The organism is Lacinutrix mariniflava (genome assembly GCF_001418015.1).
Classification (GTDB): domain Bacteria; phylum Bacteroidota; class Bacteroidia; order Flavobacteriales; family Flavobacteriaceae; genus Lacinutrix; species Lacinutrix mariniflava.
Window position 1 is genome coordinate 215,853 of record NZ_LIQG01000017.1, and the last position, 21,910, is coordinate 237,762.

Annotated in this window: 23 protein-coding genes; 18 read left to right on the forward strand and 5 right to left on the reverse strand. The window is 31.5% G+C overall.

Annotated features, from left to right (window positions below; all coding sequences use genetic code 11):
* Window positions 1-90: 90 nt before the first annotated feature.
* The 4 genes from ASC44_RS02365 to ASC44_RS02380 are packed head-to-tail and all read left to right on the forward strand — an operon-like array spanning window position 91 to window position 5,186.
* Window positions 91-768 carry a TetR/AcrR family transcriptional regulator gene (locus ASC44_RS02365; RefSeq protein ID WP_055446019.1) on the forward strand — a complete coding sequence of 226 codons (678 nt, stop codon included), beginning with the start codon at window positions 91-93 and terminating at the stop codon, window positions 766-768.
* Entirely contained in the window at window positions 769-2,436 is a 1,668-nt protein-coding gene (locus ASC44_RS02370; RefSeq protein WP_055446020.1) for a peptidase domain-containing ABC transporter, read from the forward strand.
* A 1-nt stretch (window position 2,437) separates the two neighbouring features.
* Entirely contained in the window at window positions 2,438-3,790 is a 1,353-nt protein-coding gene (locus tag ASC44_RS02375; RefSeq protein ID WP_055446021.1) for an HlyD family secretion protein, read from the forward strand.
* A 4-nt stretch (window positions 3,791-3,794) separates the two neighbouring features.
* The gene (locus tag ASC44_RS02380) at window positions 3,795-5,186 is read left to right on the forward strand and encodes a TolC family protein (RefSeq protein WP_055446081.1); all 1,392 of its coding nucleotides are present in this window, start codon (window positions 3,795-3,797) and stop codon (window positions 5,184-5,186) included.
* 39 nt (window positions 5,187-5,225) lie between these two features.
* Here ASC44_RS02380 and ASC44_RS02385 read toward each other — a convergent pair whose 3' ends face one another.
* The 3 genes from ASC44_RS02385 to ASC44_RS02395 form a co-directional block, all read right to left on the reverse strand.
* The gene (locus tag ASC44_RS02385; protein WP_055446022.1) at window positions 5,226-5,783 is read right to left on the reverse strand and encodes a Pycsar system effector family protein; all 558 of its coding nucleotides are present in this window, start codon (window positions 5,781-5,783) and stop codon (window positions 5,226-5,228) included.
* A gap of 140 nt (window positions 5,784-5,923) precedes the next feature.
* Window positions 5,924-6,376, reverse strand: coding sequence for a cold-shock protein (locus ASC44_RS02390; protein WP_055437136.1), 453 nt, complete (start codon window positions 6,374-6,376; stop codon window positions 5,924-5,926).
* A gap of 97 nt (window positions 6,377-6,473) precedes the next feature.
* The gene (locus tag ASC44_RS02395) at window positions 6,474-7,169 is read right to left on the reverse strand and encodes a hypothetical protein (protein WP_055446023.1); all 696 of its coding nucleotides are present in this window, start codon (window positions 7,167-7,169) and stop codon (window positions 6,474-6,476) included.
* Window positions 7,170-7,590: 421 nt separating this feature from the next.
* Here ASC44_RS02395 and ASC44_RS18425 point away from each other — a divergent pair, with 421 nt between their 5' ends.
* On the forward strand, window positions 7,591-7,725 hold the full coding sequence (locus ASC44_RS18425) for a hypothetical protein (protein ID WP_255411477.1): 135 nt from the start codon (window positions 7,591-7,593) through the stop codon (window positions 7,723-7,725).
* A gap of 79 nt (window positions 7,726-7,804) precedes the next feature.
* On the opposite strand, the gene ASC44_RS02400 is transcribed toward ASC44_RS18425, so the two are convergent.
* A complete protein-coding gene (locus tag ASC44_RS02400; protein WP_055446024.1) occupies window positions 7,805-9,793 on the reverse strand; it encodes an alpha-ketoacid dehydrogenase subunit alpha/beta in 1,989 nt (662 codons plus the stop codon).
* Between the two features lie 234 nt (window positions 9,794-10,027).
* Here ASC44_RS02400 and ASC44_RS02405 point away from each other — a divergent pair, with 234 nt between their 5' ends.
* From ASC44_RS02405 to ASC44_RS02430, 6 genes are all read left to right on the forward strand, one after another.
* Window positions 10,028-10,975: an isopenicillin N synthase family dioxygenase gene (locus ASC44_RS02405; RefSeq protein WP_055446025.1), complete on the forward strand. Its 948-nt coding sequence runs from the start codon at window positions 10,028-10,030 to the stop codon at window positions 10,973-10,975.
* A gap of 82 nt (window positions 10,976-11,057) precedes the next feature.
* Window positions 11,058-11,384, forward strand: coding sequence for a translation initiation factor (locus ASC44_RS02410; protein ID WP_055446026.1), 327 nt, complete (start codon window positions 11,058-11,060; stop codon window positions 11,382-11,384).
* 5 nt (window positions 11,385-11,389) lie between these two features.
* Window positions 11,390-12,331 carry a DUF1835 domain-containing protein gene (locus tag ASC44_RS02415; RefSeq protein ID WP_055446027.1) on the forward strand — a complete coding sequence of 314 codons (942 nt, stop codon included), beginning with the start codon at window positions 11,390-11,392 and terminating at the stop codon, window positions 12,329-12,331.
* Window positions 12,321-13,190, forward strand: coding sequence for a nucleoside phosphorylase (locus tag ASC44_RS02420; protein ID WP_055446028.1), 870 nt, complete (start codon window positions 12,321-12,323; stop codon window positions 13,188-13,190). The genes ASC44_RS02415 and ASC44_RS02420 overlap by 11 nt, the downstream gene beginning before the upstream one ends.
* 140 nt (window positions 13,191-13,330) lie before the next feature.
* Window positions 13,331-14,185, forward strand: a complete 855-nt coding sequence (locus tag ASC44_RS02425) for a substrate-binding domain-containing protein (RefSeq protein WP_055446029.1) — start codon at window positions 13,331-13,333, stop codon at window positions 14,183-14,185.
* Window positions 14,186-14,459: 274 nt separating this feature from the next.
* Window positions 14,460-14,825, forward strand: coding sequence for an endonuclease domain-containing protein (locus ASC44_RS02430; protein WP_055446030.1), 366 nt, complete (start codon window positions 14,460-14,462; stop codon window positions 14,823-14,825).
* A 539-nt stretch (window positions 14,826-15,364) separates the two neighbouring features.
* Here the strand turns inward: ASC44_RS02430 and ung are convergent.
* Window positions 15,365-16,030, reverse strand: a complete 666-nt coding sequence (gene ung, locus ASC44_RS02435) for a uracil-DNA glycosylase (protein WP_055446031.1) — start codon at window positions 16,028-16,030, stop codon at window positions 15,365-15,367.
* Window positions 16,031-16,108: 78 nt separating this feature from the next.
* Between ung and ASC44_RS02440 the strand changes: the two genes are divergently transcribed.
* The 7 genes from ASC44_RS02440 to ASC44_RS02465 all read left to right on the forward strand — a co-directional run bounded on the left by ASC44_RS02440 (window position 16,109) and on the right by ASC44_RS02465 (window position 21,756).
* Complete coding sequence (locus tag ASC44_RS02440; protein WP_055446032.1) at window positions 16,109-16,624, forward strand: GNAT family N-acetyltransferase; 516 nt, start codon at window positions 16,109-16,111, stop codon at window positions 16,622-16,624.
* 57 nt (window positions 16,625-16,681) lie between these two features.
* Window positions 16,682-18,175, forward strand: a complete 1,494-nt coding sequence (locus ASC44_RS02445; protein ID WP_055446033.1) for a YfcC family protein — start codon at window positions 16,682-16,684, stop codon at window positions 18,173-18,175.
* 143 nt (window positions 18,176-18,318) lie between these two features.
* On the forward strand, window positions 18,319-19,449 hold the full coding sequence (locus tag ASC44_RS02450; RefSeq protein ID WP_055446034.1) for an FAD-dependent monooxygenase: 1,131 nt from the start codon (window positions 18,319-18,321) through the stop codon (window positions 19,447-19,449).
* 10 nt (window positions 19,450-19,459) lie between these two features.
* Window positions 19,460-19,954 carry a Cif family virulence factor gene (locus tag ASC44_RS02455; RefSeq protein ID WP_055446035.1) on the forward strand — a complete coding sequence of 165 codons (495 nt, stop codon included), beginning with the start codon at window positions 19,460-19,462 and terminating at the stop codon, window positions 19,952-19,954.
* Window positions 19,955-20,011: 57 nt separating this feature from the next.
* Window positions 20,012-20,632, forward strand: a complete 621-nt coding sequence (locus tag ASC44_RS02460) for a Type 1 glutamine amidotransferase-like domain-containing protein (RefSeq protein WP_055446036.1) — start codon at window positions 20,012-20,014, stop codon at window positions 20,630-20,632.
* Window positions 20,633-20,755: 123 nt separating this feature from the next.
* Entirely contained in the window at window positions 20,756-20,932 is a 177-nt protein-coding gene (locus ASC44_RS18010; protein WP_161804995.1) for a hypothetical protein, read from the forward strand.
* A complete protein-coding gene (locus ASC44_RS02465) occupies window positions 20,923-21,756 on the forward strand; it encodes a helix-turn-helix domain-containing protein (RefSeq protein WP_055437123.1) in 834 nt (277 codons plus the stop codon). The genes ASC44_RS18010 and ASC44_RS02465 overlap by 10 nt, the downstream gene beginning before the upstream one ends.
* Window positions 21,757-21,910 lie beyond the last annotated feature (154 nt).

A 21,910-nucleotide genomic window follows, 5' to 3' on the forward strand; every position in this document is an offset into this window, starting at 1 on the left:
TTCATTAAAATTTACAATTGTTAATTAATAGTTAACTTGATTTCTTTTTTAATAGTATTACTATTATATTTGCACTCAAATTAATTTATTATGAAATATTTACTTTCGAATATCAAGATTAACATTAATGAAAAAATCTACCTTAAAGACCCAGAATCTTCAAGTCTTGGTAAACGTATTATAGAAAACAGTATCTTATTAATAGATGAAATAGGCTTTGATGTCTTCACTTTTAAAAAATTAGGTTTAAAAATAGGTTCAAACGAGAGCTCTATTTATAGGTATTTTGAAAGTAAGCATATGCTACTACTCTATTTAACCTCTTGGTATTGGACTTGGTTGGAGTATCAATTAGTATTCTCCACAAATAGTATTGAAAACAAAAAGGATAAGTTAGATAAAGCTATAACAGTACTTTGTCAAACAACTATTATAGATTCTGCTTTTAGCCATATCGACGAAGTTATATTAAAACGAATTGTTATTAACGAATATTCTAAATCGTACTTAACAAAGGAGGTCGATAGCGAAAATAAAGAAGGCTATTTTTCGGTATATAAAAGATTGATCAATAGATTAAATGACATTATTGTTACTATAAATAGTGACTATAAATACCCACTAACATTGGCCAGTACAGTGGTGGATGGTGCAATGCATCAACATTTTTTAAAAGATCATTTTAGATCGATTACAGAGTGTAATGCTACTGTTCAGCCAACAGACTTCTTTAAAGATTTAGTGTTTAATACTTTAAAAATTAAATAGATGCCAAAAAATGTTGTTGTAGCGTGGAAACGCTTTGTAGGCTTGCTTAAACTAGATAAAAAAGATGTTAGGCAAATATTTTTCTATGCCATTTTTGCCGGATTAGTTAGTTTATCGCTTCCTCTTGGAATACAGGCCATTATTAACCTGCTCCAAAGTGCTCAAATTAGTACATCGTGGATGGTTCTGGTTGGTTTAGTGACCTTAGGTGTGGTATTTGTAGGGATTTTACAATTAATGCAAATAAGAATTATTGAAAACGTTCAGCAAAAAATATTCACTAGAGCATCGTTTGAATTTGCTTATCGTTTTCCAAAAATGACCATGAGCGGATTAAATGGTTATTATCCTCCAGAATTAGTAAATAGATTTTTCGATACACTTACAGTTCAAAAAGGATTGTCGAAGATATTAATCGATTTTCCTGCAGCATTACTGCAAATTATCCTTGGATTAATACTCTTATCATTTTATCATCCATTCTTTATAATTTACGGTATACTCCTATTATTACTTATGTACGTTGTGTTTAAATTTACAGCACAAAAAGGACTTGCAACTAGTTTAGAAGAATCGGATAATAAGTATAAAGTAGCTCATTGGTTACAGGAAGTGGCGCGTTCTATTTTAAGTTTTAAACTTTCAGGACGTACAAGCTTAGCGATGGAAAAAAACGACAAACTAGTTACTAAGTACTTAGAGGCAAGAGAAAATCATTTTAGAATTCTAATTCTTCAATTTATTCAACTTATTGGTTTTAAAGTATTGGTAACTGCAGGATTGTTAATTATTGGAGGTTTATTGGTTTTAAATCAACAAATGAATATTGGTCAATTTGTCGCAGCAGAGATTATTATTTTATTAGTGATTGCTTCCGTAGAAAAATTGATTCTTGGATTAGAAACTATTTACGATGTCCTTACTTCCATAGAGAAATTAGGGAAAATTGTAGATAAACCATTAGAATCCCAAGACGGTGAAATTTTAGATTTATATGAAGATCAATTAACTGTAGAATTAGACGAAGTAAATTACACTGTAGCAGACAGAGATACACCAATATTAAATAATGTTTCACTTAAAATAGAACCTAAGCAAGTTATATTAATTAATGGTAAAAGTGGTTCGGGTAAATCAAGTTTATTAAAACTAATAGCAGGTTTAATTTCTCCTTCAAAAGGAAAAATATACGCGAATAACAAATCGCTAATTGGTTTGAATATTAACTCTTATCGCTCTTATATCGGACAAGCATTAACTGAAGAAACACCTTTTGAAGGTACCTTATTAGAGAATTTAACTTTTGGAGATAAAAATATTACAACAGATCAAGTAAACGATGCTATTAAAAACGTTGGTTTAAAAGATTTTGTAAAAGCATTACCGTTAGGTTTAAAAACAGTTTTACACCCTGAAGGCAAAGGCATTTCTTTTACTATTTCTAAAAAAATAATGTTAGCTAGAAGTATTGTTAAACGTCCTAAACTTTTGCTATTAAAAGAGCCGTTAGATCAATTTGAAACTAACGAAGCAAAACAAATAATAGATTATTTAACTCATCCGTCTCACAATTGGACACTTGTAGTTGTTAGTCAAAATAGACAATGGAATAATAAAGCGACTAAAACAATAACCTTAAATAAAGGAGAAATAACTAACACATTATAGCATGTTAAACATCTCAGAAAACAAACTAAATACTAAAGTTGATATTTCTAAGTACACCTCTTCTAAAAAGGTATTTGGTAAAAAACACTTTAAACAATTTAATAGATTATTAATAGCATCAGCAATCGTTTGTATTATCGTTTTGTTTTTGCCTTGGACACAGAATATTAATGCGGCAGGAACTGTAACTACATTAACACCAGATCAAAGACCACAAAGCATACAATCTCCTATTCCTGGTAGAATAGAAAAATGGTATGTTAGAGAAGGTGATTTTGTAAAAAAAGGAGATACTATTCTTTTTATTTCTGAAGTGAAAAATGATTATTTCGACCCTAATTTAATACAAAGAACTGGGCAGCAAATAGAATCTAAAAATGCTTCTGTAAAAAGTTATGGTTCTAAAGTAAATGCACTTAATAATCAAATTTCAGCTTTAAGTAATGAACGTGGTTTAAAATTAAAACAAGCCGAAAATAAATTATTGCAAGCTAAGCTGAAAGTAAAAAGTGATAGTATAGATTTTGAAGCATCAAAAATTAATTTAGAAATTGCTGAAAAACAATATAAACGTACAGAAACCCTACAGGCTGAAGGTTTAAAATCTTTAACAGATGTTGAACAAAAACGTTTAAAGCTTCAAGAAACACAAGCAAAGCTAATCTCACAGGAAAATAAATTTTTGGTAGCTAAAAACGAGATTTTAAATGCCCAAGTTGAAATTACAAGAACTAAAGCAGCCTATATAGATAAAATCTCTAAAGCGCAAAGCGATAAGTTTTCGGCAGAATCAAATCAGTTTGATGCAGAAGCTCAAGTTTCTAAATTAGAAAATAACCGTTCTAATTATGAAATAAGAAATACCATGTATTACATAAAAGCACCATTTAACGGGTATATTAATAAAGCCATAAAAACAGGAATTGGTGAGAGCTTTAAAGAAGGTGAACGTTTGGTAGGTATTATGCCGGCAAACTATGATGTTGCTGTAGAGACCTATATAAACCCAATAGATTTGCCTTTGGTTCATATTGGAGAAACTTTTAGAGTTCAGTTTGATGGCTGGCCTGCAATTGTATTTAGTGGTTGGCCTAATGTATCTTATGGAACTTATGGTGCAAAAGTAGTAGCAATGGAGAGCTTTATTAGCGAGAACGGAAAATTTAGAATTCTATTAGCACCAGATAGTGAAGATGAATATGCTTGGCCAGAAGCTATTAGAGTTGGCTCTGGAGTTAGAGCTATTGGTTTGTTAAACGATGTGCCAATTTGGTTCGAAATATGGAGACAGCTTAATGGTTTTCCTCCAGATTATTATGTTCCTATAATTAGTGGTAACAAAGCAAAAAAGTAATACTATGAAACATTATATTTTAATTTTTAGCTTTTTGGTCTCTACAATTGCTTTATCACAGACCAAAAACGATTTACAACTAACATTCAGTGAATATTTGGGTTATGTAACACAATTCCATCCTATTGCTAAACAAGCTAATTTAAAGTTAGAAGAAGGTCAAGCGTATTTAATTAAAGCGCGTGGTGGTTTTGATCCTAAGATTGAAGTAGATTACAATAGAAAAGACTTTAAGGATAAGGAATATTACAATCTATTTAATGCCACATTTAAGGTTCCAACTTGGTATGGAATTGAAGCTAAAGCTAATTTTGAAGAAAATAGTGGTGTATTTTTAAATCCACAAAATAGTGTCCCAAACAATGGTTTGTTTACAGCAGGAATCTCTGCATCTTTAGGACAAGGTTTATTTATAAATGAACGCATGGCAACCTTGAAAAAAGCAAAGTTTTATAAAGAGCAAACCAAAGCAGAACGAGATTTACAAATTAATGATATTGTTTATCAGGCGTCTGTTGCTTATTTTAATTGGTTGCAAGCGTTTAACGAAGCAGAAATGTACAAACGATTTCTTTCTAATGCAAAAACAAGATATAACGGAGTTCGAGAAAGTGTTCTGGCTGGAGATAAAGCAGGAATAGACAGTCTAGAAGCTAATATTAACATCAATAATCGTGCACTTGCCTTAGAGCAATCTAAAGTAGGTTTAATGAAAAACAAATTAATAGTTTCTAATTTTTTATGGTTGGACAACCAAATACCATTAGAGATTAATCAAAGCGTAACACCAAAACAATTAGATGTTAATGAGGTGGATACTGTTTTAAAACTAGAGGAGTTATTAAAATTTAATATAGAATCGCATCCAAAGTTAAAAGCATTAAATAGCAAAATTAGTGGCTTAGAAATAGAGAAAAAACTTAAAGCAAACAAGCTGCTGCCTAAAGTAGATGTACAGTATAATTTTATAACTCAAGATCCAGATATAAGCAATACATACAGTACTTCTAATTATAAAGCAGGTATAAATGTAGCTTTTCCTTTATTTTTAAGAAAAGAGCGCGGTGATTTAAAATTGTCTAAACTTAAAATTGAAGCGTCTAAATTTGAGCGCACAAATACTTCATTAAGCTTAAGTAACAAGGTAGAATCTCTAAAGCTTGAATTAGAGTCTTATGTATATCAAAATAAGATAATAGATAAAGTTGTTGAAGACTACCAAACACTACTCGCTGCCGAAGAACGAAAATTTAGTTTTGGAGAAAGTTCTGTATTTTTAATTAATTATAGAGAATCTAGCTTAATAGATGCACAAATTAAACAAATTAAGCTTCAAAATAAATTTTATGAAACCAAAGCGAAGCTATTTAATAGCTTAGGAACAGTTTTAAATTAAGTTTTTAAACAGTACTTAAAGACAATAATTAAAGGTTCTTTAAGTCTTAAAAATAGTATAAATCACAGACCAAATTAAGCCTAAAATTAAAGTAAAAACAGCGCCTTTAATCATAGTTTGTTTATGTTTAATAGCACGTCCCAAAAAATATAAATCTGTTGTAATTTCATCATAAACAGTTTTACCATTTTCTGTTATTCTAGTAAACTCAGTTTTAAACTCAGACAAAGACATAACAGCAAAATTTCCAGCGTACAAACTTCCATTGTATCCGCTTTTTTTATATTTTTTGCCATAATATTTATGTGGTAACATGCCAATAAGAGCAAATAGCATCGAAATCAAGCAAAAATAGATTATAGACGAAATAAAAACGCCAATGTTCTCTTTTTCAACTCCTGTAGTAAGATGAGTTGCTCCAAATAACATAGTTACCAAAATTGAATTGACAGTTAAAATAATTGCAGATTTGTTATCAACCATTCTTAAAAGGCTGTAGTGGTTTCTTGAAAGCGTACGGTATAAAGTATCTAAACTTCTTGCATCTCCTTTTTTACTTTCTACTGTTGCTATTTTAACTTCCTCTTTTAATTCCATTAGGTACTAATCCTTTATTTATATCTGCTTTATTTAATTAGAATAATTACTAACTACCAAATATAGATACTTAGCACAAAAAAGCCTTGACTATTACTAATCAAGGCTAACTGTGATTTATCACACGTTAATAGCAAGTGTTATATTTTCTTTACACGTACAGCGTTTAAGCCTTTCATGCCTTTTTCTAGTTCAAATTGTACTTTGTCATTCTCTGTGATTTCATCAATTAAACCACTGACATGACAGAAATATTTTTCTGAATCTTCTGCATCGATAATAAAACCGAAACCTTTAGAAGAGTCGTAAAAAGAAACCTTACCTTTTCTAATAGGATCTACTTCTGGTAAATCTTCTTTTTTAGGTACGCCTAATACAATATTATCTGCTTTAATTTTAACTTTGTCTTCTGGATCTGGTGGAGTGTCTACCAAATTTCCATTGAAATCTACGTAAGCAAACTGAATGCCTTGTGTACCATTCTCTGCTGCTTCAGCCTTTCTGGCCTCCATTTTCTTTCTCTTGTCTTCACGCTTTTTAAGGCGCTTTTTCTCTTTTTCTAATTTGTTAAATGTCTGTTGCGACTTTGCCATTCTTCTTCTGTGTAATGTTAATTATTAGCTGAAATGCTAATTTTGGTTGTAAAAATACGATTTTCTATTGATTTATTAAAGAAAATAATGAAGTTTACTATTCTTCCTCCTTTGCTCTAACTACTGTTATGGTTGCTTTAACTCCTGTAGCTAAGTTCCATTGGTTAGTAATAAAAGGAGTGCCATTATCGTCTAACACTTGGAATTCAGCGGTGTTTGGACCACTTGTTCCTTGATTTAAAGCTTCAAATTCTATAATATTATCTCCTGGATTAAGCGTTAAAAAGAAACCTTTACTATGGTTTTGTAATAATACTCTAGACTGTGCAATGTTACCATTTACATACACGCGAATTATATCGCCATCTTCGGCTTGATGATCTCTATATATAATATTTACGCGTTTCGCTTTTGTGCTATATTCCCCTAAAAATTGAGTGATTTCACTTCCATTGTGCCTACGCTCATCGTCATTCCTTAATTTTAAAGCATTTTTTAATTGCTTTTGGTATAACTCTGCAGGATTTCTAAATTTATTCTCTTTAATCATAGAGAATTCTTTACGCTCTGCAACCGGAAGCTCTTCTGTTTTAGGTAAAACTATTTCGTTTTCCTGCTCTTTGTCTGGCTCTGCACTGTTGTTTTCTTCAGGCATTATTATAAGCTCATTATCTTCTTTAAGATCTTCGACTTCTTGAGCAGGAATTATTATGGACTTATTTTCACTATCAATTTGAGCGCTTACAGAAAGCACTGTAAATAATGTAAAAAGGAAAAATAAGTTAAACTTCATAGTCATATAAATCTATTTGTCGAAAATAAAACAAAAACTATACCTAAGTATTAAAGTTTTATTAATCTATTAAAAATAGTTCCATTTTGAATAGAAAAAGGCGCATTACCTTGCTCTAACTCTTTAATAAGGTGTTAAAATAGTTAAAATTTGTTAAATTATTACTTTGTTATACATAGTACTGTAACAAAACTATTCTTCTATCGTCTTTCTAATATAACAAACTATCAATCAAATTAAAACTATAATTATTATGAGAACTTTAAACAACAATCAATTAACTGGAACATTAGAAGGAACTAAAAGTAATACTTGGAATACAAGAAGACGTTACAGATAATTTTCGTATCATCAATCAACTGCTGAAGACATTCAGCGTCAATCAAAATCAATCGAAATCAATCAAAAAAAACCAAAGATTATGAGAGCAATTATTAACACCTTAAGAAAAACGAATTGTATCACTGAAGAACGTTTACATGTTAGTAGAGAAATCTACAGATTCAGCAACTCAAGAGATGGATTATGGAATGGCGCAAAACGCTATGTACATTAATAATTAACTCGAATAATCGATAAAAAAACCAGTGAATTAGGGTTCGCTGGTTTTTTTTGTGTTCTAAAGTGTTAAGAGCTTAATAAGCTATTAAAGTTAGTAGTTCTTCTTCAAACCTATCACGCGATAAATACTGGTCTTCTAATTGGTTTATAAAAGGAATAGGTGTTTCTAAACTCGCTACACGTTTAACAGGAGCATCTAAATCCTCAAAACAGTTTTCCATAATTAATGCCGAAACATCACTAGCAATTCCACCAAATAAAGAATCTTCTTGTAAAATAATTACACGCCCTGTCTTTTTAGCTGAAGCGTAAATAGTTTCGGTATCTAAAGGCTGTAACGAACGTAAATCTATTAAATCAGCATCAATTTCTGGATGCTTATCTAACGTATTCATTGCCCAATGCACAGCTTGACCATATGCTATAACAGTAATTTGTTCTCCTGTTCTTAAAACGGCTGCTTTGCCTAAAGGAATCGTGTAATAATCTGTTGGTACTTCTTGACGGATACTTCTATATAAGGCTTTGTGCTCAAAGAATAGTACAGGATTAGGATCGTTAATAGCTGTTGCTAATAAGCCTTTTGCATCTTTAGGAAACGCAGGATAAACAACCTTTAAACCTGGTGTTTTTGTAAACCAAGCTTCATTTGTTTGACTGTGAAAAGGTCCTGCAGCAACACCTGCTCCACAAGGCATACGTAATACTACATCTGCATTTTGGTTCCAACGGTAATGCGATTTTGCTAAATAATTAACTACTGGATTAAAACCAGACGTTACAAAATCTCCAAACTGTAATTCTACCACACTTTTAATACCTGCAATGCTTAATCCCATTGCAGTTTCTATAATTGCCGACTCACAAATGGGTGTATTTCTAACGCGATCTTTACCAAAAGCTTCTACAAAACCATCTGTAATTTTAAAAACACCACCATATTCGGCAACATCTTGTCCCATAATTACTAAGTCATTATGCTTTTCCATAGATTGCTTTAAACCTTCATGTATGGCATCTACTAGACGTAACTCTTCTGTGTTTGAATTTTCTTCAAAATCCTGATATTCAAAACTTTGATAAACATCACTTAATTCGTTACTTATAGAAGATGTTATTTTTTCTTCAGCATCAGCTTGAGCTAAATGTGTATTAATTTCTTCTTTTATTTCAGCTTTAAAAATGTCATCTTGCTTTTCTGTAAGTATATTTTCAGAAATTAAATGTGCGCGATAATTATCTAATGGGTCTTTCTTTTCCCATACATCCATTAAATCTTGAGGGACATATTTTGTACCACTAGCTTCTTCATGACCGCGCATTCTAAAGGTTTTAAATTCTATTAAAACTGGACGTGGATTTTTTCTTATACTTTCGGTAATTTCAGAAATTTTGGTATAAACTTCTAAAATATTATTACCATCTATAATGTGCGATTCCATGCCATAACCAATGGCACGATCGGCTAAATCTTTACAATTATATTGTTCTGTTGTTGGTGTCGAAAGTCCGTAACCGTTATTTTCAATACAAAATAACACAGGTAATTGCCAAACAGAAGCAACGTTTAAGGCTTCATGTATATCACCTTCACTTGTCCCTCCTTCACCTGTAAAAACAGCCGTAACTTGGTTTTTGTTTTTCAATTTACTTGCAAGAGCAATACCATCTGCAACACCAAATTGTGGGCCTAAATGCGATATCATTCCAACAATATTATACTCTTGAGTACCAAAGTGAAAAGAGCGATCACGACCTTTTGTAAAACCATTAGCTTTACCTTGCCATTGGCTAAAAAGGCGATATAATGGAATCTCACGTGTTGTAAAAACAGCTAAGTTTCTATGCATTGGTAAAATATATTCTTCGGGCTGCATAGACATAGTAACACCCACCGAAATAGCCTCTTGTCCTATTCCAGAAAACCATTTACTAATTCTACCTTGACGCAATAGAATAAGCATCTTCTCCTCTATTAAACGTGGTTTTAACATCGCTCTATATAGTGCTATTTTAGTTTCTGGAGATAGCTTGGTTTTATTGTATTTTATATTAGATTTCATGTCTGTAATTTATTGTTTTTTATGGTCACATGTTGTTTTCCATAAAATCATTTGCTTAAATAATACTGTTTTTAATAAGCTTATTTTATAAGTGTATTAGATATCAGTAATAGTGTTTGTCAAATATAACATTATTGCATAAAACTTAATAATTGCGGTTAAAAATTATCAATTATTAATTTTGCAATCTTTTCTTTACATTTGTATATAGATGATTAATAAAAATTACTAGACATGACGAGTATACCAAGTGTTAATTTAGAAGATTTTCTTTCTGATGATCCAAAGAGAAAACAAAAATTTATAGACGAAATAGGAAAAGCTTACCAAGAAATTGGGTTTGTTGCTTTAAAAGGGCATTTTTTAGACGATAAACTAGTTGATGGTTTATATTCTGAAATTAAAAACTTTTTCGATTTACCTGTTGAAACTAAACAAGGTTATGAAATACCAGGTATTGGTGGTCAACGTGGCTATATTTCTTTTGGAAAAGAAAGTGCAAAAGGTAAGAAGGAAGGTGATTTAAAAGAATTCTGGCATTTTGGACAGTATGTAGAAGACGATGCGGAACGTGCTAAAGAATATCCTAAAAATGTAGATGTAAAAGAATTACCTGCATTTAATAAAGCAGGAAAACAAACGTACCAAATGCTGGAAAAAACAGCAAAGTATGTATTAAGAGCATTGGCACTTTATTTGGATTTAGATGAACTGTATTTCGATAATTACATACATAATGGTAATTCTATATTAAGACCAATACATTATCCACCAATTACCGAAGAGCCTAAAGCTGCCGAACGTGCTGCTGCTCATGGAGATATTAATTTAATCACCTTATTAATGGGTGCTCAAGGTCGTGGTTTACAAGTACAGAATCATGAAGGCGAATGGATAGATGCTATTGCTGAACCAGATGAGTTAATGATTAATGTTGGTGATATGTTATCAAGACATACTAATAACAAATTAAAATCGACAATACACAGAGTAATTAACCCACCAAAAGAACTTTGGGGAACTAGCCGCTACTCTATTCCGTTTTTTATGCACCCAATAAGTGAAATGAAATTAGACGTTTTAGACAGTTGTATTGATGCCGAAAACCCAAAGCAGTTTGACGATATTACTGCTGGCGAATTTTTAAACCAACGTTTAATAGAATTAGGACTTAAAAAGTAAGCAGTATACAGTCTTCAGTACGCAGTTTTACTCAAACGTGCTGACTGAATACTGCATACTGTAGACTGCAAACTAAAAAAAGATGGATTTAAAAGATCAATTAAAAAACCTCTTTCCAGAACACGAAGAAAAGGATGTTAAACCAACAGAAGAGAAATCTTCTTTATGGCTACAAGACGGTCCTATTATTTGTAAATACGAAAAACGAAAAGGTAAGCCAATTACCATTTTGGAAGGTTATACAGGAGCAACAACAGATTTTAAAGCATTAGCCAAAGAGCTGAAGCAAAAACTAAGCGTTGGCGGAAGTTTTAAGGATGACAAAATTATTATTCAAGGTGATTATCGCGATAAAATAATGGCGATGTTAAAAGAAAAAGGTTTTAACGTAAAACGTGTGGGAGGTTAGATTATATGACAAAACAAACGCTTAATATTACTAATGGATCAAGTCTTACAGAGTATCTTGAAAAAGAGAAATACGAAGGCGAAATGCTTACATGGCACGAAATGCTATGTGAAGGTCCAACCGAAAAAGAAATAGATACTACTTCTTTTTTCGAAATACGAAAGGCGTTTTTAGAATCTGTTTATGATGCGGAGTACGATATTTTAAAAATACGATCCGAAATTCAAAAAACAAACGCTATTAACGACTATAAAGAGGTTGTCCTTTGGTTCGAATACGATTTATTTTGCCATATTAACCTTATTGCTGCCATTAGTTTATTAAAACAAAAAGACATTAGAATTCCAATATTTTTAGTTTGCAGCGGACGTGTTAAAGGAGAAAAAAGCTTAAAAGGATTGCCAGAACTCTCTCCAAAACAACTAAAAGAACATTATCAAAATAAAATTGAATTAACAATAGACGATATTGCTACAGCACAAAAAGCATGGCGTATCTATTGTGAAGGCGATCATAATTTATTAAAGCCATTAATTACAAGACCTTCAAACTTTAAATATTTAAGTATTTGTTTAAAGGCACATTTAAAGCGCTTTCCAGATACACGAAGTGGTTTAAGTACATTGGAGTATAATATTCTAATTCTAATAAAGGAACACAATATAAAATCACGTCATCATTTGGTTGGGTATGTGTTGCATTATCAAGGTTATTACGGCTTTGGAGACATGCAAATTGTGCGTTTAATAAACGAATTAGAAATATTTTATACTGAAACTGAAGATACCTTAACGCTAAACAGAAATGGACATTTAGCTTTAGAACACCAAAAAAACTTTAGAAAAGAACTGAATTGTAATTTTGTGTTTGGAGGTGTTAATAAAAGAGAATTTCAGTTTGATAAAAAAGAAAATAAATTGATTAAAAATACAATAGATGCCAATTAAAGAATCAGAATTAATATTAAATCCAGATGGTAGTGTTTACCACTTAAATATAAAACCAGAACATTTAGCGAACACCATTATAACAGTTGGTGACCCGGATAGAGTATCTAACGTAACTAAACATTTCGATAGTATAGAGTTTGAGACAAGAAAACGAGAATTCCATACACAAACAGGAACATACAAAGGAAAACGAATTACTGTTATTTCAACAGGAATTGGTACCGATAATATAGATATTGTTTTTAACGAGTTAGATGCTTTAGTAAACATCGATTTAGAAACGCGAGAAATAAAAAAAGAACTTACTTCTCTTACTATTGTTCGTGTTGGAACTTCTGGATCTATTCAAAAAGAGATACCTGTAGACACTATTGTAATTAGCGAAATGGCTGCTGGTTTCGATAGTTTACTGCACTTCTATAATAGCGAAGCGTTTCAAAATAAAGACATTTCTAAAGCTTTAATGGAACATACAAATTGGTATAAAGCAAAGTCCGATCCTTACATTGTGAGTTGTGATGCAGATTTATTAAAACAATTAAGTTCTAACAAAACAGTTACTGGATTTACTGCTACTAACGTTGGTTTTTATGGTCCTCAAGGAAGAGTTTTACGATTAGCACTTCAGGATAACGATTTAAACGATAAATTAGCTAACTTTAATTTTAACGGAAAAACTATTACTAATTTAGAAATGGAAACCGCTGGAATTTACGGTATTTCTAAACTTTTAGGACATAAAGCATTATCTATGAATGCTATTATAGCTAATCGTGCGACAGGAAAATTTAGTGAGAATCCAAATAAAATAGTTGAAGACTTAATTATTTATACATTAAATAAATTAGTCGAGTAAAGTAATATATTAGGTGTTTGCCTTTTATATTTAAGTAAAATTAGAAAGTTGCGACTAAAGTTTTTTAAACTTATGAAATCGTAACAAATAAAATTATCGTTTAAGTTTACCTTGAACGCAGTCGAAAGACGAATAAGACTATGAAAACAATAAACATTGGAGGTGTTCCAGAACATTTTAATTTGGCTTGGTATTTAGGACTTAAAAATGCCGAGTATAAAGATGCAGATATAAATTTACGCTGGAAAGACTATTTTGGAGGTACAGGCGCTATGTGTAAAGGTCTTAGAGATGGGACTATAGATATGGCAGTTATTTTAACCGAAGGTATTGTTAAAGACATTATTGCTGGAAATAAATCTAAAATTGTTCAGGTTTTTGTTCAAACACCACTTATTTGGGGAATTCACGTAGCCAAAAACTCAGATTATAAAACCATTGAAGACGTTAAAGGAACCAAAGCAGCAATCAGCAGGTATGGTTCCGGTTCTCATTTAATGGCCTATATAAATGCTCAAAACAACGGATGGGATATTGAAAAAGATTTAGATTTTGAAGTTATAAAGAATTTGGATGGAGCTGTAGAAGGTTTAACCGAAGGTAAAGCTGATTACTTTATGTGGGAAAAATTCACCACAAAACCATTGGTAGATAATGGTACGTTTAGACGTATTGACAATTGTCCAAGTCCATGGCCTTGCTTTGTTATTGCTGTTCGTGAAGACTTTTTAAAGACTAATAGAGAAGACGTAAAAACCATTTTAGATATTGTAAACAATACTACTGCAGAGTTTAAAGAAATCCCAAGTATTGATAGAATGATTGCAAACCGTTACGAGCAAGAAATTGAAGATGTACAAGAATGGTTAGGTTTAACAGAATGGTCTCAAGAGAATATCTCTAAAGAAACTATTAATAAAGTTCAAGATGAGTTGTTGGCTCTAAATATTATTCCTGAGAAATGGGATTATAAGGATTTGGTGGAAACTTTATAGGTATTATTAACTCCTCTTTCTTTCCATTTCTTAGGAAATGAAAATTCATTGCTCGGCTTAATATAAGAAGAGAGCTATTACAGTTTAACTTCAATACAAAGAAAGAAAACCATAACTTTGTGTATCAACAAAAAATCATAAATAAAAAAGAAGAATAATCTAGCACAGTTCTTCTCTTTAGTCAAAGAGAAGTAGTTTATCAATGAAAAGTCGGAGAGTTTGAAGAGAAATGCAAAGCTATTTAAGTTATCTACAAAATCACTAACTTACAAGGGTGTACAGAAAAAAACTACATTCTAAAGAAGAATTAAAAGAACTCAGATCTATTTTAAGAAAATCTCTAACGCCGGCCGAAGCTTACTTATGGTCTAAACTAAAAGCAAGACAGTTTAAAGGAATTAGATTTACAAAACAGCACAGTATAGGTTATTACATAGTCGATTTTTATTGTGCTGAATATAAGCTCATCATAGAATTAGATGGAGAAATCCATAATACACGTAATCAATTTGAGAAAGACGAAATTAGAACTCAATATTTAGAAGGTCTAGGATACAAAGTTATTAGGTTTGAAAACAAAATGGCATTCGAGAATCTACCATCTATTTATATGGAAATTGAAGATCAGATTAATAGCTGATAGAAAATATAATAATTGTTAACTCCTCTTTCTTCTGATTTTAAAGAAATTCAGAATTCATTCTCCTCTTAAAATAAGAGGAGAGCTAGTACAACTTAACTTCAATGCAAAGTATAGAAAACTAGAACTTTTGTATTAACAAAAGTCATAAATAAAAAAGAAGAATAATCTAGCACAGTTCCTCTCTTTAGTTAAAGAGAGGTGGTTTTTCAAAGAAAAGACGGAGAGTTTGAAGAAAAATGTGAAGCTATTTTAAGCTATCTAAGTAATAAAGCACAGAGTTAAATTATAACGACTATTAACTCCTCTTTCTTTCCATTTCTAAGGAAATCAAAATTCATTCTATTTTTAAAATAAGAGGAGAGCCAGTACAATTCAACTTTAGTGTAAAATATAGAAAACTAGAACTTTTGTATCAACAAACAATCCTAAATATTAAAGAAATACAATCTAGCACAGTTCCTCTCTTTAGTCAAAGAGAGGTGGGTTTTCAAGGAAAAGACGGAGAGTTTGAAAAAAAAAAGGAAAGCAATTTTCACCTACCACTCCACGTCGACCAAACCAAGTTTTTCTAACAAAACATTAGTCTTACTAAAATGTCTATTCCCAAACCAGTAACCTCGATTAGCACTTAAAGGAGAAGGATGACCAGATTCTAAAATATGATGCTTTTTTTTATCAATCAACTTTGCTTTTTTCTTAGCAAAACCTCCCCAAAGTAAGAACACAACATTCTCTTTTTGATCACTTATAGTTTTAATAACCGCATCCGTAAAGATTTCCCAACCTTGTTTTTGATGACTTCCGGCTTCATGTGCACGCACAGATAAAGTTGCATTCAGTAAAAACACACCTTGTTCTGCCCAACGTTCTAAATTTCCGCTTGACGGATAAGAAATATTTAAATCGGTTTCAAGCTCTTTAAAAATATTAATTAACGACGGTGGATGTTTTACGCCATCATTAACACTAAAACACAAACCATTGGCTTGATTGTAATTGTGATAAGGATCTTGACCAATAATAACAACTTTTAAATCGTTGAAATGGCATTTTTCAAAAGCATTAAAAATTAAGTTTTCAGGTGGAAAACATTGTGTCTCTGCATACTGTTTCGTCACAAAAGTCATTAAGTCTCTAAAATACGGACTATCAAACTCGTTTTGCAATTGTGATTTCCAACTTTCGTGAATGTTTGGGGTCATAACTTTTATAATAGCAACTATTAAATTCAGCACAAAATAAGACTATCTTTAATATCTATACCAATTGAAACGACTAAAATGAGAATTAAAAACTCAACACTAAATGACATTAATAGCATTTTTAAACTATACAAAATAGCTTCAGACTACCAAAAAGCAAAGGAAACCGTTGTAGTTTGGCCAGATTTTGAACGCGAATTAGTAGAAAATGAAATCATCCAGAATAGACAATTCAAACTGACTATAGGCGGCGAAATTGCTTGTGTTTGGGCAGTTGCGTTTAAAGACGATCAAATTTGGGAAAACAGTAAAAACGATAAAGCCATTTATATTCATCGTATTGCAACAAATCCAGAGTTTAGAGGACAAGAATTTGTTACTAAAATTGTAAATTGGGCCAAAATTTACGCTGCTAAAAATGAAGTAGATTTTATAAGATTAGATACTGTAGGACATAATACCAAGCTAATTTCATATTACGAAAAAGCCGGTTTCAATTTTCTAGGAATGTTCACTTTAAATAATACAAAGGGATTACCAGACCATTATCACAATCAGCCAGCAGCATTGTTTCAAATAGAAGTTAATAAATAAAATTTCCGTCTACGCGGAAACAAAAAGACAAGCTTCCCGCTTTCTCGGGAAATACATATGAAAAACATTAAATTTCCAACAGCACAAACCATTTTACTAATTATTGCTGCACTTGTAACGTTATTAACTTGGCTTATTCCTGCAGGAAAATACGATACTTTAGTTTACAATACAGATAGTAATAATTTTACACAAGCAAGTTCTGAAAAATCTATAAATCTGCCAGCAACACAAGAAACTTTAAACGCATTATCTATAAAAATACCTTTAGAGAAATTTACAGGAGGTGATATTTATAAAGCGATTAATATTCCAAATACTTATAAAAAACTAGAAGCTAGACCACAAGGCATTTTTGAGTTTATTAAATCACCGGTAAAAGGAATTATAGAATCTGCCGAAATCATTTTTCTAGTCTTAATTATTGGCGGTCTAATTGGTATTATAAACAGCACAGGTGCTTTTGATGCTGGTATTTCATGGCTAACCGATAAATTAAAAGGTTACGAGTTTATACTAATTATTTTAGTAACGCTTTTAATATCTATTGGAGGCACAACGTTTGGTTTAGCTGAAGAAACCATGGCCTTCTTCCCTATTTTAATACCCGTCTTTTTAGCCGCAAAGTATGATGCTTTGGTTGGTGTTGCTTGTATTTTTATTGGCTCTTCCATTGGCACCATGTGCTCAACCGTTAATCCGTTTAGCACAATGATAGCAAGTGATGCGGCTGGAATAAGTTGGACTACAGGATTAATTGGTAGAATAATAATGCTTTCGGCTTGTTTACTAATTTCTATAGGATACATTTTAAGGTATGCAAAACGTGTAAAAAATGATCCTACAAAATCTATAATTTACGATCAAAAAGACGAAATAATGGCACTTTTTGGCAAAGCAGAAACAGAAAGCGTTCAATTTACAACACGCCTTCGTATTTCATTATTTGTTTTTGCAGCATGTTTTATAATCATGATTGCAGGAGTATCAATGTACGGATGGTATTTGCAAGAAATGTCTGCAACCTTTTTAGTAGGTGCTATTTTAATAGGTATTGTTTCAAAAATTAAAGAATCTACTTTTGTCGATACTTTTGTAAAAGGTGCAGGAGATTTACTAGGTGTTGCATTAATTATAGGTATTGCTAGAGGAATAACGGTTATTATGGATGATGGAATGATTAGCGATACCATGTTATATTACGCCAGCGATGTTACCAACGGAATGAATAAAGGTGTATTTGCAAGTGCCATGACAGGTATTTATGCTGTACTCTCGTTCTTTATTCCAAGTTCGTCTGGAATGGCAGTTTTAACCATGCCAATTATGTCGCCTTTAGCAGATGGCGTTGGTGTAGGAAGAGAAATTGTAGTCAATGCCTACCAATACGGAATGGGTTTATTTTATTTAATAAACCCAACAGGATTAATATTAGCGTCTTTAGCAATAGTAAAAGTAGGATACGATAAATGGCTTAAATTTATCATGCCTTTGTTTATTACTTTGGTTGTATTTACTTTATTAGTTATGACTCTTTCCGTATATTTATAGGAAGAAAAACAGTTGTCCGTTTGAGTGAAATCAATAATTGAATGCAATGAAATTATTGATTTTGTATCGAGAACTTGAGATAAGGTTCTCGATACAACTTTCTGTAAAGATCACACGAACCAACAACACACTAAATAACTTTAATGTACGCAATTATAGGTGCCGGAATTGGCGGTTTAACCACTGCTGTAGTCTTCGAGAAATTAAACATAGACTATCAAATATTTGAAAAAGCTAAAGGACCAAACGCATTAGGTGCAGGAATTTGGTTGGCACCAAACGCATTGCAAGTCTTAGAATTCGCAGGTGTTATAGATAATATTTTTAAAGTGAGTAATGTTGTCGATCGTATTACATTATCTACCGAAAAACTAAAACCATTAGCTGATAGTAGCCAATTACCTGCCAAAGAAAAATACGGATTCTCTACAGTAGCTATTCATCGTGCAAAACTACAATTGGCTTTAATAGAAGCTATCCCAAAAGAAAAAATACACTGGAACAAAGCTTTTGCATCTTATAAACAAGAAAATAACACCGTAACTGTAACGTTTCAAGATGGTACAACAACACAAAGCCAATACCTTATTGGTGCAGATGGTATAGATTCTAAAGTACGCGCACAACTATTTCCAAAATCACAAATTCGGTATTCTGGACAAACCTGTTGGCGTGGCGTCATGAAAAGTGCTTTACCTCCAGAATATAAAGACAGAGGTATCGAAATGTGGGGAAAAGGCATCAGGTTTGGTTTGTCTCAACTCTCAGAAAATGAAACTTCGTGGTTTGCAGTAAAAAACAGTGAAGCGTTTCAAAAAGATGATAGAGCAGTTTTAAAAAACAAACTCCTCTCCTACTTTAAAGATTTCCATCCTTTGGTAAATGAACTTATAAATAACACCGAAATCAATGCTATATTAAGAAACGATATCACCGATTTAAAACCCATAAAACACTGGCAAAAAGATAATGTTTGCCTTATTGGTGATGCAGCACATGCTACAACGCCTAATATGGGACAAGGTGGTGCTCAAGCCATCGAAGATGCCTATTATTTAGGGAAATTGATTGCTAAAAATCCAACCGAAAACAATTTCAAAGCTTTCGAAAACAAACGTTTTAAACGTGTAAATAGTATCGTGAAGCAATCTTGGTTTACAGGAAAAATAGCCAACTTAAATACAGGTTATTCTGTAAGGAATGCTCTTTTTAGTGCGATTCCTAAAAAGCTAATAGACAAAAACATGTACTCTGTTTACGATTTAAAAGAATAAACTATTTATTATGAAACACACCATACTTCTACTTCTAGTATTATCAATCTTTAGCTGTAATAACACACCAGAACCAATTGTCAAAGTAGATACTATAGCCATTCAAGAGTCAAACAAAAAGGCCTTTCATTCTGTTTTAAACAAACATTTAGAAGCTGTGCCTAAAAAGGATTTAGTAGCTATGAAAAGCACATTAACTCCTAATGGTAATATGCAACTTATTTTACCAAGTACTGAGCCAATATACACAAATGCAGACTTTATGCAATACCATCAAGATTGGTTTACAGCAGATTTAGAGTGGTCGTTTACAACCAAAGTACTCAATACAAGTATTGGTAAAACACACGGTATGGCAATTGTAGAAGTTGTCTATAGCGAACCACTTCGTAACGGTAAACCTTATTTTAATAAAATGATAGTGAGCTACGATTTGCAAAACATAAATGGCCATTGGTATTTTATTAAAGATCATGCCAGTTCTGTTAAAAAATCTACAGATTAAAAAATAAATTAGGTATTTTGAAACCAAATTCAATTTAACGTTTAAGAAATAAAATTAATGAAAAAACTTTTCCTATCCTCTTCATTTGTCGATGTTGCAGAATTTTTAGAACCTTTTGTAGGTAAAAAACTGAAGCATAAAACAATTACGTTTATTCCAATAGCAAGTGTTCCCGAAGAATACAAAGGCTATGTAGACGACGACAAAAAAGCATTAGAAAAATTAGGCCTTATTGTACAAGACTTAGATATAGCCAATACCTCTCAAGAAAAAGTTAAAGAAACCATTGAAAAAAATGACTTTATTTACGTTTCTGGAGGCAATACATTTTATTTACTTCAAGAACTTATAAAATCTGGAGCAGATAAAGTTATAACTTCCGAAATAGAAAATGGTAAAGTATATGTTGGCGCTTCAGCAGGTTCTGTAATACTATCTAAAAGCATTACATATGTTGAAGAAATGGATGATAAAACTAAAGCCGAAAACCTAAAAGACTACAATGCTTTAAATAGTATTGATTTTTATCCGTTACCACATTACACAAACGAACCTTTTAAAGCAGCAGCAGATAGTGTTTTTAAAGCGTACGACTCTAAAATTAAACTCGTTCCAATAAGTAATACAGAAGTTATTCTAGTAGAAGATAACAAAATGTCTATTGCTGGAAAAAGATAAAAGAAAACAACAAGCGTTTTACATTAACAGTTAAAATATATAATAACTATCTGTTATCTTAAGCCATATTAGCTTTACTTATTTCCAATTTACAGATGCGATATTTTATACCTTTATATTTTAATGGCAGCAATTACAAAGGTTAGCAACGCCAAAGTAGTACAACAAAGACTATTGAAGACATTAGCGAAAAAAGTCTGTTATAATATTTTAAACAAACATTTAGAAGTTATACCTAAAAAGGTTTTAGAAGCTATTAATATTACATTAACACGATTCAGAGAAAATAAATGGCAATAGAAAACATACCCGAACTTTATATTGAGAATAAAAAAGAAAGCCCAGATTTATTTGTTTACGACTTTAAAATGACCACAGACGTTGTTAAAAGCAAAGTGAATTTAGGTATGAATATGTTTAGTTTTTTGCAAGTTGGTAAAAAGCAAGTCCATTTTGCAAATACCTCTAAAGCGGTAAATAGCGAGCAATCGTTATTACTAAAAAAAGGAAACTGGCTTTGGACAGAATTATTAGACACGGAAGCCATTTACTATTGTAAACTCTTCTTTTTTTCAGAAAAAAAACTTACCGATTTTTTAAGTAAATACACCAAAAACGTAAAGCCTTACCAAGAAAAGGTGCCATATTTTGTAATAGAAAATGATGATTATATTGCGTCCTTTATAAGTTCGTTATCTTCCATCACTTTTGAAGATTCTCCATATTGCGATGCAATATTAGCGCTTAAATTTGACGAAATACTATTGTACTTACTAGACAAATATGGTAGTGAGTTTGAACATTACTTACACGCCTTAATATCTAAAGAAGTATCTCCTTTTAAAAATATAGTTGAAGACCACATACACTCTAACCTAAAATTAGAAGAAATTGCATTTTTATGCAATATGAGTTTATCAACTTTTAAAAGACATTTTACTGCAGAATATAAAGAAGCTCCAGGAAAATGGTTAAAAGATAAGCGTTTACAAAAGGCTAAAGAGTTGCTACAAGGAGGCGATTTAAAAGCGTCTGATATCTATTTAGACGTCGGTTATAACAACCTTTCTAACTTTAGTGCCGCGTTTAAAAACAAATTCGGAATTAGTCCAACCGAAATTTAAATATTTCTATTTTATTTTAAACTATTAATAATCAGTGTTTTAATAATTAATTAGGATTTAATTAACACTAGTTTTTACTATTTGGACTATTTTCATAAGTTATTGAACTGTATCAATAAATACGAATCCTCTCCTCCATTCTATCTTTGTACCA

What these genes read in the sequence shown, in the direction of transcription:
- ASC44_RS02365 (WP_055446019.1), top strand. Translation starts at nt 91, where the DNA reads ATGAAATATTTACTTTCGAATATCAAGATTAACATTAATGAAAAAATC.
- ASC44_RS02370 (WP_055446020.1), top strand. Translation starts at nt 769, where the DNA reads ATGCCAAAAAATGTTGTTGTAGCGTGGAAACGCTTTGTAGGCTTGCTT.
- ASC44_RS02375 (WP_055446021.1), top strand. Translation starts at nt 2,438, where the DNA reads ATGTTAAACATCTCAGAAAACAAACTAAATACTAAAGTTGATATTTCT.
- ASC44_RS02380 (WP_055446081.1), top strand. Translation starts at nt 3,795, where the DNA reads ATGAAACATTATATTTTAATTTTTAGCTTTTTGGTCTCTACAATTGCT.
- ASC44_RS02385 (WP_055446022.1), bottom strand. Translation starts at nt 5,783, where the DNA reads ATGGAATTAAAAGAGGAAGTTAAAATAGCAACAGTAGAAAGTAAAAAA.
- ASC44_RS02390 (WP_055437136.1), bottom strand. Translation starts at nt 6,376, where the DNA reads ATGGCAAAGTCGCAACAGACATTTAACAAATTAGAAAAAGAGAAAAAG.
- ASC44_RS02395 (WP_055446023.1), bottom strand. Translation starts at nt 7,169, where the DNA reads ATGAAGTTTAACTTATTTTTCCTTTTTACATTATTTACAGTGCTTTCT.
- ASC44_RS18425 (WP_255411477.1), top strand. Translation starts at nt 7,591, where the DNA reads ATGAGAGCAATTATTAACACCTTAAGAAAAACGAATTGTATCACTGAA.
- ASC44_RS02400 (WP_055446024.1), bottom strand. Translation starts at nt 9,793, where the DNA reads ATGAAATCTAATATAAAATACAATAAAACCAAGCTATCTCCAGAAACT.
- ASC44_RS02405 (WP_055446025.1), top strand. Translation starts at nt 10,028, where the DNA reads ATGACGAGTATACCAAGTGTTAATTTAGAAGATTTTCTTTCTGATGAT.
- ASC44_RS02410 (WP_055446026.1), top strand. Translation starts at nt 11,058, where the DNA reads ATGGATTTAAAAGATCAATTAAAAAACCTCTTTCCAGAACACGAAGAA.
- ASC44_RS02415 (WP_055446027.1), top strand. Translation starts at nt 11,390, where the DNA reads ATGACAAAACAAACGCTTAATATTACTAATGGATCAAGTCTTACAGAG.
- ASC44_RS02420 (WP_055446028.1), top strand. Translation starts at nt 12,321, where the DNA reads ATGCCAATTAAAGAATCAGAATTAATATTAAATCCAGATGGTAGTGTT.
- ASC44_RS02425 (WP_055446029.1), top strand. Translation starts at nt 13,331, where the DNA reads ATGAAAACAATAAACATTGGAGGTGTTCCAGAACATTTTAATTTGGCT.
- ung (WP_055446031.1), bottom strand. Translation starts at nt 16,030, where the DNA reads ATGACCCCAAACATTCACGAAAGTTGGAAATCACAATTGCAAAACGAG.
- ASC44_RS02440 (WP_055446032.1), top strand. Translation starts at nt 16,109, where the DNA reads ATGAGAATTAAAAACTCAACACTAAATGACATTAATAGCATTTTTAAA.
- ASC44_RS02445 (WP_055446033.1), top strand. Translation starts at nt 16,682, where the DNA reads ATGAAAAACATTAAATTTCCAACAGCACAAACCATTTTACTAATTATT.
- ASC44_RS02450 (WP_055446034.1), top strand. Translation starts at nt 18,319, where the DNA reads ATGTACGCAATTATAGGTGCCGGAATTGGCGGTTTAACCACTGCTGTA.
- ASC44_RS02455 (WP_055446035.1), top strand. Translation starts at nt 19,460, where the DNA reads ATGAAACACACCATACTTCTACTTCTAGTATTATCAATCTTTAGCTGT.
- ASC44_RS02460 (WP_055446036.1), top strand. Translation starts at nt 20,012, where the DNA reads ATGAAAAAACTTTTCCTATCCTCTTCATTTGTCGATGTTGCAGAATTT.
- ASC44_RS18010 (WP_161804995.1), top strand. Translation starts at nt 20,756, where the DNA reads ATGGCAGCAATTACAAAGGTTAGCAACGCCAAAGTAGTACAACAAAGA.
- ASC44_RS02465 (WP_055437123.1), top strand. Translation starts at nt 20,923, where the DNA reads ATGGCAATAGAAAACATACCCGAACTTTATATTGAGAATAAAAAAGAA.